This window comes from Zoogloea dura (assembly GCF_012927165.1).
Classification (GTDB): Bacteria; Pseudomonadota; Gammaproteobacteria; order Burkholderiales; family Rhodocyclaceae; genus Zoogloea; species Zoogloea dura.
Window position 1 is genome coordinate 38,810 of the sequence record NZ_JABBGA010000013.1, and the last position, 14,238, is coordinate 53,047.

11 protein-coding genes are annotated in these 14,238 nt (G+C 64.7%); 4 read left to right on the forward strand and 7 right to left on the reverse strand.

The features are described 5' to 3' along the window. Positions 1 to 12: 12 nt before the first annotated feature. A complete protein-coding gene (locus HHL15_RS15615; RefSeq protein WP_169146719.1) occupies positions 13 to 795 on the reverse strand; it encodes an ABC transporter ATP-binding protein in 783 nt (260 codons plus the stop codon). 13 nt (positions 796 to 808) lie between these two features. Continuing rightward, positions 809 to 2,779, reverse strand: a complete 1,971-nt coding sequence (locus tag HHL15_RS15620) for an AMP-dependent synthetase/ligase (protein WP_169146720.1) — start codon at positions 2,777 to 2,779, stop codon at positions 809 to 811. Between the two features lie 348 nt (positions 2,780 to 3,127). Here HHL15_RS15620 and gdhA point away from each other — a divergent pair, with 348 nt between their 5' ends. Next, complete coding sequence (gdhA, locus tag HHL15_RS15625; protein ID WP_169146721.1) at positions 3,128 to 4,471, forward strand: NADP-specific glutamate dehydrogenase; 1,344 nt, start codon at positions 3,128 to 3,130, stop codon at positions 4,469 to 4,471. Between the two features lie 9 nt (positions 4,472 to 4,480). On the opposite strand, the gene HHL15_RS15630 is transcribed toward gdhA, so the two are convergent. The 4 genes from HHL15_RS15630 to HHL15_RS26805 all read right to left on the reverse strand — a co-directional run bounded on the left by HHL15_RS15630 (position 4,481) and on the right by HHL15_RS26805 (position 7,790). After that, positions 4,481 to 5,350, reverse strand: coding sequence for a tRNA nucleotidyltransferase (locus HHL15_RS15630; protein WP_169146722.1), 870 nt, complete (start codon positions 5,348 to 5,350; stop codon positions 4,481 to 4,483). A gap of 219 nt (positions 5,351 to 5,569) precedes the next feature. After that, the gene (locus HHL15_RS15635) at positions 5,570 to 5,890 is read right to left on the reverse strand and encodes a hypothetical protein (protein WP_169146723.1); all 321 of its coding nucleotides are present in this window, start codon (positions 5,888 to 5,890) and stop codon (positions 5,570 to 5,572) included. Between the two features lie 222 nt (positions 5,891 to 6,112). Continuing rightward, positions 6,113 to 7,075 carry a hypothetical protein gene (locus HHL15_RS15640; protein WP_169146724.1) on the reverse strand — a complete coding sequence of 321 codons (963 nt, stop codon included), beginning with the start codon at positions 7,073 to 7,075 and terminating at the stop codon, positions 6,113 to 6,115. Positions 7,076 to 7,181: 106 nt separating this feature from the next. Then, positions 7,182 to 7,790 (reverse strand): PEP-CTERM sorting domain-containing protein, encoded by a 609-nt coding sequence (locus tag HHL15_RS26805; RefSeq protein ID WP_169146725.1) that lies wholly within the window; start codon positions 7,788 to 7,790, stop codon positions 7,182 to 7,184. Positions 7,791 to 8,035: 245 nt separating this feature from the next. Between HHL15_RS26805 and HHL15_RS15650 the strand changes: the two genes are divergently transcribed. Together HHL15_RS15650 and HHL15_RS15655 are read left to right on the forward strand one after the other, a co-directional pair. Beyond that, entirely contained in the window at positions 8,036 to 8,926 is an 891-nt protein-coding gene (locus HHL15_RS15650; protein ID WP_169146726.1) for a DUF2167 domain-containing protein, read from the forward strand. After that, positions 8,923 to 9,639, forward strand: coding sequence for a site-2 protease family protein (locus HHL15_RS15655; RefSeq protein ID WP_169146727.1), 717 nt, complete (start codon positions 8,923 to 8,925; stop codon positions 9,637 to 9,639). The genes HHL15_RS15650 and HHL15_RS15655 overlap by 4 nt, the downstream gene beginning before the upstream one ends. Positions 9,640 to 9,749: 110 nt before the next feature. Here HHL15_RS15655 and icmF read toward each other — a convergent pair whose 3' ends face one another. Continuing rightward, entirely contained in the window at positions 9,750 to 13,016 is a 3,267-nt protein-coding gene (icmF, locus tag HHL15_RS15660) for a fused isobutyryl-CoA mutase/GTPase IcmF (RefSeq protein ID WP_169146728.1), read from the reverse strand. Between the two features lie 191 nt (positions 13,017 to 13,207). On the opposite strand from icmF, the gene HHL15_RS15665 reads away from it, so the two are divergent. Further along, positions 13,208 to 14,227, forward strand: a complete 1,020-nt coding sequence (locus HHL15_RS15665) for an AraC family transcriptional regulator (protein ID WP_169146729.1) — start codon at positions 13,208 to 13,210, stop codon at positions 14,225 to 14,227. Positions 14,228 to 14,238 lie beyond the last annotated feature (11 nt).

Sequence of the window (14,238 nt, forward strand, 5' to 3'; positions counted from 1 at the left end):
TTGTCTCCCCGCTTAATGCGTCGTGCCCAGGTAGGCCTTGATGACGTCCGGGTTGTTCTTGACCTCGTCCGGTTCGCCGTCACCGATCTTCTTGCCGTAGTCCAGCACCACGACCCGGTCGGAGATGTCCATCACCACGCCCATATCGTGCTCGATCAGCACGATGGTGGTGCCATAGTGGTCATTCACGTCGAGGATGAAACGGCACATGTCCTGTTTCTCCTCCACGTTCATGCCGGCCATGGGCTCGTCGAGCAGCAGGATATGGGGCTCGGCGGCCAGCGCGCGGGCCAGCTCGACGCGCTTCTGCAGGCCATAGGGCAGGCGCCCCACCGGGGTCTTGCGGATGTCCTGGATCTCCAGGAACTCGATGACCTCCTCCACCTTGATGCGGTGCGCGATCTCCTCCTTCTGGGCCGCCCCCCAGTACAGGGCGTGCTGCAGGAAGTTGCACTTCATCTTGAGGTTGCGCCCGGTCATGATGTTGTCGAGCACGGTCATGCCCTTGAACAGGGCGATGTTCTGGAAGGTCCGGGCAATGCCCTGCTCGGCGGCCTCGTGGGGTTCCATCTTCTTGCGCAGCGCGCCCTTGAAGAAGATCTGCCCTTCCTGGGGGTGGTAGACCCCGTTGATCACGTTGAGCATGGAGCTCTTGCCGGCGCCGTTGGGGCCGATGATGGAGCGGATCTCGTGCTCGCGGACATTGAAGCTGATGTCGGTCAGCGCCTTCACGCCGCCGAAGCGCAGGGAGATGTTCTGGAGGTCGACGATCACGTCGCCAATCTGTCTGGCCATGGTGTCGCTCTCCTCAGGCGGCCTTCCGCGTGGGCGGGAAGGTTTTGGCGTCCTCGATGCGCAGATCGGCGGACACCTTGTTGGTGCGGCCGTCCTCGTAGGTCACCTGGGTTTCGATGAACTGGTTCTTCTTGCCGGCATAAAGGGCGTCGATCAGCACCGCGTACTTCTCGGCCACGAAGTTGCGGCGGACCTTGCGGGTGCGGGTCAGCTCGCCATCGTCGGCATCGAGCTCCTTGTGCAGCACCAGGAAGCGCTTGATCTGGGATTCGCTCATGTTCGGGTCGGTGGCCAGATCGGCATTCACCTTCTCGATGCACTCCCTGATGAGCTCGTACACCTGCGGCTGGCTGGCCAGGTCGGTGTAACCGGAGTAGGCCATGCCCTTGCGTTCGGCCCAGTTGCCGACGGCCTCGAGGTCGAGGTTGACGAAGGCAGTGACGAAGTCGCGGCCGTTGCCGAAGCACACCACTTCCTTGATGTGCTGGAAGAACTTGAGCTTGTTCTCGATGTAGTTGGGGGCAAACATGCCGCCATTGGTGAGCTTGCCCACATCCTTGGCCCGATCGATGATCTTCAGGTGGCCGTCCTCGTCGAAGAAGCCTGCGTCACCGGTCATGAAATAGCCCTCGGCATTGATCGACTCGGCGGTGGCGTCGGGGCGCTTGTAGTAGGCCTTCAGCAGCATCGGCCCCTTGACCAGGATCTCGCCGTTGTCGGCCAGCTTGACCTCCACGTTGGGCGCCGGAGTGCCCACCGAATCCAGCTTGATCTGGCCGTCCGGCTGCAGGCAGACGTAGGCGCAGGTCTCGGTCTGGCCGTAGAGCTGCTTGAGGTTGATGCCGATCGAGCGGTAGAAGCGGAACAGGTCCGGGCCGATCGCCGCGCCGGCGGTGTAGGCCACACGGATGCGGCTCATGCCCAGCACGTTCTTCAGCGGGCCGTACACCAGCAGGTTGCCGAGGGCGTACTGCAGGCGGTCGCCGGCGGATACCGGCTTGCCGTCCAGGATGTCGGCCCCGCAACGCCTCGCCACGTCCATGAAATGCGCGAACAGCTTGCGCTTGAAGGCGCTGGCATCCTCCATGCGGATCATCACCTGGGTCAGCAGGTTCTCGAACACCCGGGGTGGCGCAAAGTAGTAGGTGGGGCCGATCTCCCGCAGGTCACCCATCACCGTCTCGCCGGATTCCGGGCAATTGATGGTGAAGCCGGCCACCAGGGCCTGGGCGTAGGAAAACAGGTGGTCGCCCACCCAGGCCATCGGCAGGTAGGACAGGATGTCGTCCTGGTCGGTGAGCTTGTCGAAGCTGCAGCCGCCCTGTGCGGCAGCGATGAAGGCGGAATGGCTCTGGCAGACGCCCTTCGGCTTGCCGGTGGTGCCCGAGGTGTAGAGCATCACCGAGATGTCCTCGGGGCTGCCCTTGTCGATCTCATGCCCCAGGAAGTCCGGGTGGTTCCGGTCGTGGATGCGGCCCATTTCCAGGACTTCATCCAGCCCGTGCAGGAAGGTCTGGTTGTAATGGCGCAGGCCGCGCGGATCGTCGTAGATCACGTGCTCGAGGAGAGGCAGCCCCTCCTTGATCTCGAGCATCTTGTCGACCTGCTCCTGGTCCTCGACGCAGGCGAAGCGGATCTCCGCGTCCTGCATCACGTAGGCCATCTCCTGTGCCACCGCGTCCTGGTACATCATCACCGGGATGCCGCCCAGGCACTGGCATGCCGCCACCGACCAGTACAGGCGCGGCCGGTTGTCTCCCACCACCGCCAGGCGGTCGCCCCGCTTGAAGCCCAGCTCCGCCAGGCCGCTGGCAATGGCCCGCACCTTGTCGGCCACTTCGGCCCAGGTGTAGGTCTGCCAGATCCCGTATTCCTTTTCGCGCATGGCCGGCCGGGTGGGCCGTTGCTGGGCATGGTGCATCAGCAGGCGCGGAAAGGTATCCAGGCTCGCACTGTCCGCGGCTGTCGCTCGGGTATTGGACATACCCACCTCCTCCGGTTTTGTCTCGGTCTCGTTCCCGCCGCTTCTACCCCGCCCCTAGCGGAGCGTTACAAGTGGCGACGGATTGTCTTTTTTTGCCGGAGTTGAGTCTCGCAAACCATGTTTGCTCAACTGTTTTTCAAATGTACGGAATTGTGAAGGTCGGGACGAGCGCACGAGCGGCGGGAACTCCGGCTCGATCCGCAGCCGGAAAAAACCGAAAAAGGCACCAACAAGGTGCAAAAGTACTTCAAAGAGGGCTTCTTGCAAGGTAAATGCAAGGGTATTTCTTATCTTTCATCACGAAATGCACCATAATTGTGCGCACATACCCGATACGAGAATGCCCCCGTGAAATACACCTCCCTCGAAGAATTCCTCTCCCACGTGGCCCGGCGCAACCCGGGCCAGCCCGAATTCCTGCAGGCCGTTGGCGAAGTCATGTCCAGTCTGTGGCCCTTCATCGCGGCCCACCCGCGCTACGCCGAGCACGCCCTGCTCGACCGGCTGGTGGAGCCCGAACGAGTGATCATGTTCCGGGTGTCCTGGGTTGACGACAAAGGCGAGGTGCATGTGAACCGCGGCTACCGCATCCAGCACAACTCGGCGATCGGCCCCTACAAGGGCGGCCTGCGCTTCCATCCCTCGGTGAACCTGTCCATCCTGAAATTCCTGGCCTTCGAGCAGACCTTCAAGAACGCCCTGACCACCCTGCCCATGGGCGGCGGCAAGGGCGGTTCGGATTTCGACCCGAAAGGCCGCAGCCCCGGCGAGGTCATGCGTTTCTGCCAGGCCTTCATGACCGAGCTGTTCCGCCACGTGGGGCCGGACACCGACGTACCTGCAGGCGACATCGGGGTGGGTGGACGCGAAGTGGGCTACATGGCCGGCATGATGAAGAAGCTCTCCAACCAGGCAAACTGCGTGTTCACCGGCAAGGGCCTGGCTTTCGGTGGCTCGCTGATCCGCCCCGAGTCCACCGGGTATGGCACCGTCTATTTCGCCGACGCCATGCTCAGGCATGCCGGCCGCAGCATCGACGGCCTGCGCGTGGCGGTGTCCGGCTCCGGCAATGTCGCCCAGTACGCCATCGAGAAGCTGCTCCAGCTGGGCGCCCGTCCGATCACCTGCTCGGACTCCAGCGGTACCGTGATCGATGAGGAAGGCTTCACCCCCGAGAAGCTCTCTGTCCTGATGGAGGTGAAGAACCACCTCTACGGCCGGGTATCCGACTATGCCGCCAAGGTCGGCGCCCGCTTCGAGCCGGCAGTACGCCCCTGGCACGTTCCCGTGGAGGTGGCCCTCCCCTGCGCCACCCAGAACGAACTCGATGCCGACGACGCGGCCACGCTGATCCGCAACGGCGTGGTGGCGGTCGCCGAGGGCGCCAACATGCCGACCACCGTGGAGGCCATCAAGCGCTTCGAACACGCCGGCGTGCTCTACGCGCCAGGCAAGGCGAGCAACGCCGGCGGGGTGTCCACGTCCGGCCTCGAGATGAGCCAGAACGCCATGCGCTTGTCCTGGTCCCGGGATGAAGTGGACGCGAGACTGAAGGAGATCATGACCGGCATCCACGGCGCCTGCCTCAAGCACGGCCAGCAGCCGGACGGCCGCGTCAGCTATGCGGATGGGGCCAACATCGCCGGCTTTGTGAAGGTGGCCGAGGCCATGCTGGCACAGGGCGTGATCTGAGGCGCCCCCTCACCCACCAGCCCCATCGCCCCAGCGTGCGGAACCAAGGGCCTTGGCAATAGCCAAGGCGCGCCTCTCCCGCAGGATCTCGACATCCACCGCCCCGCCCTCGAGGCCCGTACAGGCCTCGAGGGCCTGAATCAGCAAGGCCGCAGGAGGGTAGCTGCGGGTGGCGCGACCAGGGTAGGCGTGAAAGTCACAGGCGCACAGGACCAGCAGGTCATGGAACGGCTCCGGCCGCACGAAGGCCCCCAAGCGTTCCAGCATTGCCGCAATAGGGCCCGCCCGGGCAGGGGTTCCCCGATGAACCCGCTCGACCTCATGGAGGGCCAGCACCGCCAGCTCACCGCACTCGGATGGCACATCGAAACGCCGGGCAATGTCCTGAATGCGGGGCAACCCGCGCTCAACGTGACGATAGTGAAAGGGTAGATGCTCAGGCGGGGAATCAGCCTTGCCCACGCCAAGTACCAGCGCGGCAAAGCGAACCGCCAACGGCGCCTGCACACGAGCCGCCGCATCGATGACCCGAAGGACATGCTCCCCCAGGTCCACTGTGGGCGGATCGTCCGCACTCTGGGGCACACCAAACAAGGCCTCCACCTCCGGCAGCAAGCGCTCCATGGCGCCGCAGGCCCGCAGCGCATGGAACATGCGGGACGGCATCTCCCCCATCACCCCCCGGGCGAGGACAGGCCACGCCGCCGCAGGATCCAGCTTATCCAGCAGCCCTGCATCGATCTGCCGGCCCATCAGCTCCAGGATCTCGCCCTCCACCTCTCCGTCCGGGCAAGCCGCCGTCGCTGCGATGCCCAACAGATTGAGGGCAGGATGGTGCAGCAGGTCACCAAGGAAAGTGGGCAGCGGGGTGGAACTCATGTCGGATCTCGCACGAAATAAACGGTTCTGAGCACACAAACGTGAGCGTTCTCCCTTACAAGCAAGAATGAGCCCCGGCGGTCTCAGGACAGACCCGCGTTCCCACCACCAGCCAATAAAAATGCCGCTCCTCACAGAGCGGCATTTTTCAGCCCCCTCACCCGCATCAAGTCAGCAAGCGGACCGGACGGGCCCAATCGGAAAGATCCGTGAGCGGATTCAGTTGGTTCCTTCGCCCCCCACCGGACCGAGAGCGCGCTGCAGGTCATCCCAGGGCGACGTGGCTCCGTATTGGCGGCCCTTATAGGAATCGTAGGCACTGTCGTGCTTCATCATGTCGGTACGGACAGGCCCTTGTGGGCCGGCGGCCGTAGGCTCCATGGATTCGTACATGTCACCTGACCGCATCATGCTGCGGTCACGCAGCTCCTTGAAGCTGTCGTACATGGTGTATTCCTCGGCACTGGCGGCCGGGATGGTGGCCAGAACGCTACCGAGGATCAGGCCGGCAACGGCCTTCATGGCGAGACGCGTCTTCATTTTGTCCTCCTTCGGCTGGTTTCCCCCCCTGGTCTTTCAGGATAGGCGGCTCCATTGCGGAGCCATCTGCCGTGCCACTCGAGCTGCCTGGAACTTGTATCGGACCATCGGCAAGCAGGATGGACACCTTCATGATAGTCGACAAAAACGGTCGGAGATGCCCCCATTTCATCACCGCGGCATCACCCGGCTGGCACGCCCCGAACTCATGACAAAGGTCTTTCAGCGACTACTGGCAAGCACCGTGGCGGCACTACGATCACCGGGCATGACATCCTCCAGGCGGAGCAGGGAGAGCACCCCCGAGACCAGGGCCCTCTGCGCCAGCGGGGCACTACGGTACCAGTCACCGAGGTAGGTGCGCAGACTGGCCCGGGCCGCCTCCGGGTGCTGATTGAGGTAGGCCAGGGCCTGCCAACTGGCGGGATCGGCTTCAAACAGCGGCAGCAGCAGATTGGCCAGGACTTCGTTCTTCTGGCGCAGGTAGGGGTCACTGCGCAGGAAACGTTCGTTCTCGCGCAGCCATTCGCCCAAGGGGGTATCGGCGGGCAGGCGCCGGTGCCGCTCGGCAATCAGGGTGTCGAAGAAACGCCGGAACAGTGGCGCCTCCTCCACCCAGCGGGGCTCCGGCGGCGATCGGCTCCAGCTGGCCGCAAGGTTCTTGAGCACATAGAGCGACGCGGTTTCGCACACAGCCTCCTCGAACCACTGGTTGGGATGGGCTGCCTCCCCCGCCTGCGGATGGCCATCGTGGTTGGACAGGAGATGGCACAGCTCATGGGCAAACTCGTAGGCATAGAGATGCCAGTTCTCACCGCGGGCATGCAGGTGTATGCGGTACTCGCCCTGCGGCCCCCGGCCATAGAGCGCCACCGGGGGGCCATCGGTGTGGGTGACGACGATGGGCGCCTGCAGGGGGGCGGGCAGACGCGCCATCAACTCGTTGGCGGCGGCATCCAGGACGGCCTGTATATCCTCTCGGGCCGCTCCTCCCCACCCTCCTCCCTGCACCTGGATCACCAAGCCGAGCTTGCGTGCATTGGATTTCTTGGGCGGGTGGGGCAGATCACCGGCCCAGGCGAGCGAGCACAGCAGTGAAGCAACGACCAGCGGCAGGCGTGCCCGCCAGCCGCTCCGCCCCTCCTCACGCCGCAGCAAGAAAGATTTGGAACGCCGCTTTTTCATGACAAGCCCCCCGATCGCCATTCTGTGGCCGGCTCATCCCGACCGTGCCCTGAATTCAGAATAGACGCTGGCACTCGAGCCCCAAGCCCTCGGTATGCCGGCGCGGTCAGCGACGCCCTCGCAATGCCAGCCCCAAGCCCACCAGGCCAAGTCCGAACAGGGCCAGGCTGGCCGGCTCGGGCAGCAGGCCGGCCGCCTCTCCGGCAATCCGGTAAAGCCGGTCGAGGAAGGCCCCGGAAGCATCGTCACCGACCGGCTCGAACAGACCACGGCCACTGCCGCCGGTACCTGGCACAGCGCGGAATGCCGCAAGGGGATCGGACGCGAGCAGAGCCTGGGATGCGATGGAGTCGAGAAGGGCATCGCTGTCGAGTTCAATCCCGTACAACAGCGCGTCCGGCCCCAGCTGCCTTGCAGCGGCGGGACGCATACCTGGAGCTTGGGCAATGTCGGCATGCAGGCCGGAAAATGGCGTGACCAGCCTGACTGCCTCCCCCCCCACCCCTTCGGGGCCAAGGAAGAGCCCGCTGGCCTGAAGCGCCTTGCCCTCCCAGGGCACCTCCGCCGGAGCCCCCGAACGCGCCCACGGAGACTGGGCCTCAGTGTCCTCGGGAAGCGCCGCTGCCACATCCTCCCCCAGGGCCCGATCAGCCTCGACCAGGCTCGACATGGCCCCTATGACGACAAATACCAGCAAGAAGGGGAGGTATCTCATGGAAAGCCTGCGGCAAATCCTGTTCCTGCAATCAAGCAGGTTTTATTCCACAAATTTTTTGTGCTGCATTATCAAAGCGCTTGACCAGAAAAACACATCCCGATGTAAAAAGCGCCGACACGCCTGCAATATGCCTCCTTCGCCATTTCCAGGGGGCTTGATGCCCGGCACATGGGTTACCATTCCCTGCACAGGCAATATGCCATTACCATAAAACCTGAACCAACTGGTCCGCCCCCCCTGCCATGCACACCCTCCTCCGCACTTCCCTGCTCGCCCTCACCCTCGTCTTCGGCAGCCTGCCTGCCGCCCTCGCCGACGACGCCCCTGCGCCCCGCGCCCATATGGAGGCTGCCGCCGAGGCCGCTTTCGCCGCCATGCAGAAGGGCCCACGGGACATCCCGCTCGGAGACCAGGGCCACCTGAGGCTGCCCGATGGCTACGGCTTCATTCCCCGCGCCGAAGCCCAGGCCATGATGGAAGCCCAAGGCAACCAGGTCGGGCAGGGCTTTCACGGCATCGTGGTGGGCGACAAGCTCGACGGCTTTGTCAGCGTGCGCTTCGACCCCTCCGGCTATGTGAAGGACGAGGACGCCAAGGACTGGAATGCGGACGAACTGCTGCAGAACCTCAAGGACGGCACCGAGGCCAGCAACGAACGGCGGCGCCAACTGGGCGTGCCCGAGGTGATGGTGGTGGGCTGGGTGGAAACCCCCAGGTACGACGCCGCCACCCACCGCCTGGTGTGGTCGGCCGCGGCACGCAACAAATCCAGCCAGGACGGCGAGGATGACGGCGTCAACTACAACACCTACATGCTGGGCCGGGAGGGCTACTTCTCGATGAACCTGGTCACCAGCCTGGCCAGCATCGACAAGGAAAAGCCGGTGGCCCGCGAACTGCTGGCCGCGCTCGACTTCAACGAGGGCAAACGCTACGGCGATTTCAACCAGAGCACCGACAAGGTGGCCGAATACGGCCTTGCCGCACTGGTGGGCGGCATCGCGGCCAAGAAGCTCGGCCTGCTGGCCACCCTCGGCGTGTTCCTGGCCAAGTTCTGGAAGATCGGCGCCCTGGCATTGGTCGGCCTCGGCGCGGGCGCCCGCAAGCTGTTCGGCCGGAAGGACTCCGTGTGAAGCTGCTCCTGCTCCTTCTGGGCGGCGCCAAGTTCGGCAAGCTGCTGACCAGCGGCGGCACCATGCTGATCTCGCTGGGTGCCTACGCCCTGATCTGGGGCTGGCGCTACGCCGCCGGCTTCATCGCCCTGCTGTTCTGCCACGAAATGGGCCACTACCTGGCCGCCCGCCAGCGCGGCCTCAATGTGGGCGCCCCCACCTTCATCCCCTTCGTGGGCGCCTGGATCGAGCTGAAGGAGCAGCCGATGAACGCCGAGACCGAGGCCTACGTGGCCATGGCCGGCCCCCTCGCCGGCACCGTGGCCTCACTGGCCTGCTACTTTCTGGCCCGCTCGGAAGGCAGTGACCTGCTGCTGGCCATCAGCTACTCGGGCTTCTTCCTCAACCTCTTCAACCTGATCCCGGTGCCACCGCTCGACGGCGGCCGCATGACCGCCGTGGTGTCACGCAAGTTCTGGCTGCTCGGCGCTCCGGCCCTGGTCGGCGTGTTCCTGTGGCGCCCCAGCCCCATGCTGATTCTGGTCGCCCTGCTGGCCGCGCCCCACCTGTGGCGGGCCCTGCGCGGCGCAGGCGAAGAGGCCCCCGGCTACTACGACACACCGCCTGGCAAGCGCGCCGAATACGCACTCCTGTACCTGGGCCTGCTGGCCTACCTGGCGGTGATGACCCACGATGTGCACGAGATGCTGGGAGCGGTGCGGGCGGGAGGGTGAGTCAGCAGGTCGGTCGTCGTTCTGCTCACCCGCCCGGGCAATGAAAACGGCGCCCGAAAGCGCCGTTCTCTTTGCTGTCCCCCTCTTACCGAGGGCGTACTTATCAGTCCTTACATGCTGCGCCGGTACTGACCACCCACGTCGTACAGCGCCGTGGTGATCTGCCCCAGGGAGCAGTACTTCACCGCATCCACCAGCACGGCAAAGACGTTGCCGTTTTCGATCACGGTCTGCTTGAGCAAGGCCAGCCACTTGGGGGCCTGGTCGGCGTTGCGGGCCTGGAAATCGGCCAGGCGCTGGAGTTGTCCCTGCTTTTCATCTTCACTGGAACGGGCCAGCTCGATCTCCTGCTGGGCCATGCCCTTCGGGTTGAGGAAGGTATTGACGCCGATGATCGGGTAGGAGCCGTCGTGCTTCTTGTGCTCGTAGTAGAGCGACTCTTCCTGGATCTTGCCGCGCTGGAAGCCGGTTTCCATGGCGCCCAGCACGCCGCCGCGGGAGCTGATGGCTTCGAACTCCTTGAGCACCGCCTCTTCCACCAGGTCGGTGAGCTCCTCGATGATGAAGGCGCCCTGGTTGGGGTTCTCGTTCTTGGCGAGGCCCCATTCCCGGTTGATGATGAGCTGGATGGCCATGGCCCGGCGCACGGATTCCTCGGTCGGCGTGGTGATCGCTTCGTCGTAGGCGTTGGTGTGCAGGGAGTTGCAGTTGTCGTAGATGGCGATCAGGGCCTGCAGCGTGGTGCGGATGTCGTTGAAGTCCATCTCCTGGGCGTGCAGCGAGCGGCCGGAGGTCTGGATGTGGTACTTCAGCTTCTGGCTGCGCTCGTTGGCACCGTACTTGTTCTTCATCGCCACCGCCCAGATGCGGCGGGCGACGCGGCCGATCACGGAGTATTCCGGGTCCATGCCATTGCTGAAGAAGAAGGACAGGTTGGGCGCGAAATCGTCGATCTGCATGCCCCGGGCCAGGTAGCTCTCCACGTAGGTGAAGCCGTTGGACAGGGTGAAGGCGAGCTGGCTGATCGGGTTGGCGCCGGCTTCGGCGATGTGATAGCCGGAGATCGACACCGAGTAGAAGTTCTGCACCTGGTTATGGACGAAGAACTCCTGGATGTCGCCCATCATCTTGAGGGCGAACTCGGTGCTGAAGATGCAGGTGTTCTGGCCCTGGTCTTCCTTCAGGATGTCGGCCTGCACGGTGCCGCGCACGCTGGAGAGGGTCCAGGCGCGGATCTTCTGGTATTCGTCGTCGGTCGGCTGGCGGCCGTTCTGGGCGGCAAACTTGGTCAGTTGCTGCTCCAGGGCGGTGTTGAAGAACATCGCCAGGATGATGGGGGCCGGGCCGTTGATGGTCATCGACACGGAGGTGGTGGGATTCACCAGGTCGAAGCCGTCGTAGAGCACCTTCATGTCTTCCAGGGTGGCGATGGACACCCCGGAGTTGCCGATCTTGCCGTAGATGTCCGGACGCGGATCCGGATCGCAGCCGTAGAGGGTCACCGAATCGAAGGCGGTGGACAGGCGGTGGGCCGGCATGCCTTCGGAGACGCGCTTGAAGCGGCGGTTGGTGCGGAAGGCATCGCCCTCGCCGGCGAACATGCGGGTGGGGTCTTCACCCTCGCGCTTGAAGGCGAACACGCCGGCGGTGTAAGGGAATGAGCCGGGGACGTTCTCCTTCATCAGGAACTTGAGCGTCTCGCCGTCGTCCTCGTAGGTCGGCAGGGCGACCTTGCGGATCTTGCTGCCGGACAGGGACTCGGAGGTCAGGACAGTGCGGATCTCCTTGTCGCGGATCTTCACCACGTACTCGTCAGCCGCGTACAGCTCGACGGTCTTGGGCCACATGTCGAGGAGCTTTTTGGAGGTGGCGGTAAGCTCGCCATCCTTCCATTCGATCAGCTCGTTGAAGCTGCTCGCATCCTTCTTGCAGCCCTCGAAGAGCTGCCTGGAGATGCGCAGGGCCTGGCGCTCGCGGGCCACCCGGGCCTGCTCGCTGGTGTGCTTGTGATAGCCGCGCACCGTCTCGGCGATCTCGGCGAGGTAGCGGGTGCGCTCGGCCGGCACGATGGCGCGGCCACGGCTGGAGGCCTTGACGCCGACCAGCGGCAGCCTGGACTTGGCCAGCTTGAGGCCCTTGGCGGCGAGGGCCGGGGCGAGGGCCTGGTACAGGGCCGTGACGCCGTCGTCGTTGAAGCGGGCCGCCATGGTGCCGAACACCGGCATGCCTTCGGTGGGGGTGGTGAACAGTTCGCGGTTGCGCTGGTACTGCTTGCGCACATCGCGCAGCGCGTCCTCGGCGCCCTTGCGGTCGAACTTGTTGATGGCCACGAAATCGGCGAAGTCGAGCATGTCGATCTTCTCGAGCTGGCTGGCGGCGCCGAATTCGGGGGTCATCACGTACAGGGACACATCGACGAAGGGCACGATGGCCGCGTCACCCTGGCCGATGCCGGAGGTCTCGACGATGATCATGTCGAAGCCGGCCAGGCGGGTGGCGGCGATGACTTCGGGCAGGGACACGGACACTTCCTTGCCGGTGTCGCGGGTGGCCAGCGAGCGCATGAAGATGTTCGGATGCTCGATGGCGTTCATGCGGATGCGGTCGCCCAGCAGCGCACCGCCGGTACGCTTGCGCGACGGGTCGATGGAGATGATGGCGAGCTTGAGCTGGTCGTTCTGGTCGAGCCGGAAGCGGCGCACCAGTTCGTCGGTGAGGCTGGACTTGCCGGCACCGCCGGTACCGGTGATGCCGAGGGCCGGCACCTTGACGGCCTTGGCCGCCTCGATCAGCGCTGCCTTCACGTCGTCGCCGTAGGCGCCGTTCTCGAGGCCGGTGACGATCTGGGCCAGCACCCGGCGATTACCGGACTTCAGCGCGGCGATGACCGCCTCGGCGCCCTGGGGGCCGGAGTGGGACACATCCACGTCACAGCGCTCGACCAGGTCGTTGATCATGCCCTGCAGGCCGAGGACGGCACCGTCTTCGGGGGAGTAGATGCGGGTCACGCCGTAGTCGTGCAGCTCCTTGATCTCGGCCGGCACGATCACGCCGCCGCCGCCGCCGAAGACCTTGATGTTCTCGCCGCCGTTCTCGCGCAGCAGGTCGATCATGTACTTGAAGAACTCCACGTGGCCGCCCTGGTAGGAGGTGATCGCGATGCCCTGCACGTCTTCCTGCAGCGCGGCATTGACGATCTCGCCGACCGAGCGGTTATGGCCGAGGTGGATCACCTCGGAGCCGGTGGATTGAAGAATCCGCCGCATGATGTTGATCGACGCATCGTGGCCGTCGAAAAGCGCCGCAGCGGTGACGAAGCGCACCTTGTTCTTGGGCTTGTAAGCGACGAGTTTCTTGGCAACGCTCAGGTCGGTCATGGTTGTCTCCCCCACATCATGTTTATCGATATGCGAATGGTAGAAGGCTGCGGAGGTCGCCGCCATTGCCGTTGTCGACGGCTTTCGTGCAAAATCCGCCAAGCTGCCACCGACCTCCGGGTGCAGCGTCGGATCGGACTGGAGACCTCCCCTTGCCCAGCAACCCCGCCCGCCAAGGCTCAACAGTTTCAATGGGTTTCGTGACCGGGATGCTGTCCGGCATGTTGCGTCGCAACATAGACCCCGCCCCCTTGCTGGCTGAACTGGACATCAACCTTGCAGACGCAGCCAGCCGGGTTCCGCTCGACCGTTACGCAAGCCTCTACAACCTTGTCATCCGGGAGCTCCACGACGAGGGCTTCGGCCTGTTCTCGAACCCGATGGGCCCGGGCAGCTTCGAGTTCCTGTGCCGCGGCATGCTCGGCGCCCCGACCCTGGCCGACGGCCTCGACCGGGCCCGCCGCTTTCTGGCCATCGTGCTGCCCGACCTGGGCGTCAGCGTGCTGCGGCGGGACGACCGCGCCGAGCTGCAGATCGTCGAGCGCCACCCTCTCACCGCCAGCCCCGACGACCCGGCCCGGGTCTTCGCCTTTGAATGGCTGCTGCGCCTGCTCCACAGCCTGTCCTGCTGGCTGGTGGGGCGCGGTCTGGCCCTCGACTCGGTGGACTTTCCGTTTCATCCGCCCGCGCATGCGGATGACTACGCCCTCGTCTACACTGCGCGTTCCCGCTTCATGGAAGGCCCGCACTTGATCGCCCGCTTCAACGCCACCCTGCTCGATCTGCCGATCCGCCGGGACGAGGCTGCCCTGAATGCCTTCCTGGAGGGGGCACCGGGGCGCATCAGCATGCTTTACCGGCGCGACCGCAACACCGTGATCCGGGTGCGCGATCTGATCCGCGATGCCCTGCCCGCCAGCCTGACCCAGGACGAAGCCGCCGACCGCCTGCACATGTCGCCACGCACCCTGCACCGCCGCCTGGAAGAAGAAGGCTCAAGCTTCCGCGGCATCAAGGAAGCGCTGCGCCGGGACATCGCCCTGGCTCGCCTGACCAAGACCCGTCAGCCCATCGCCCAGGTGGCGGCCGACCTGGGTTATGCCGATACCTCAGCCTTTTACCGGGCCTTCACCAGCTGGACCAGCATGTCGCCGGACCGCTATCGAAAACAACTCTCCGGGATGCCCCCGGAGCCTGGCGCCACCGCCTGAAGCGCAGCCCA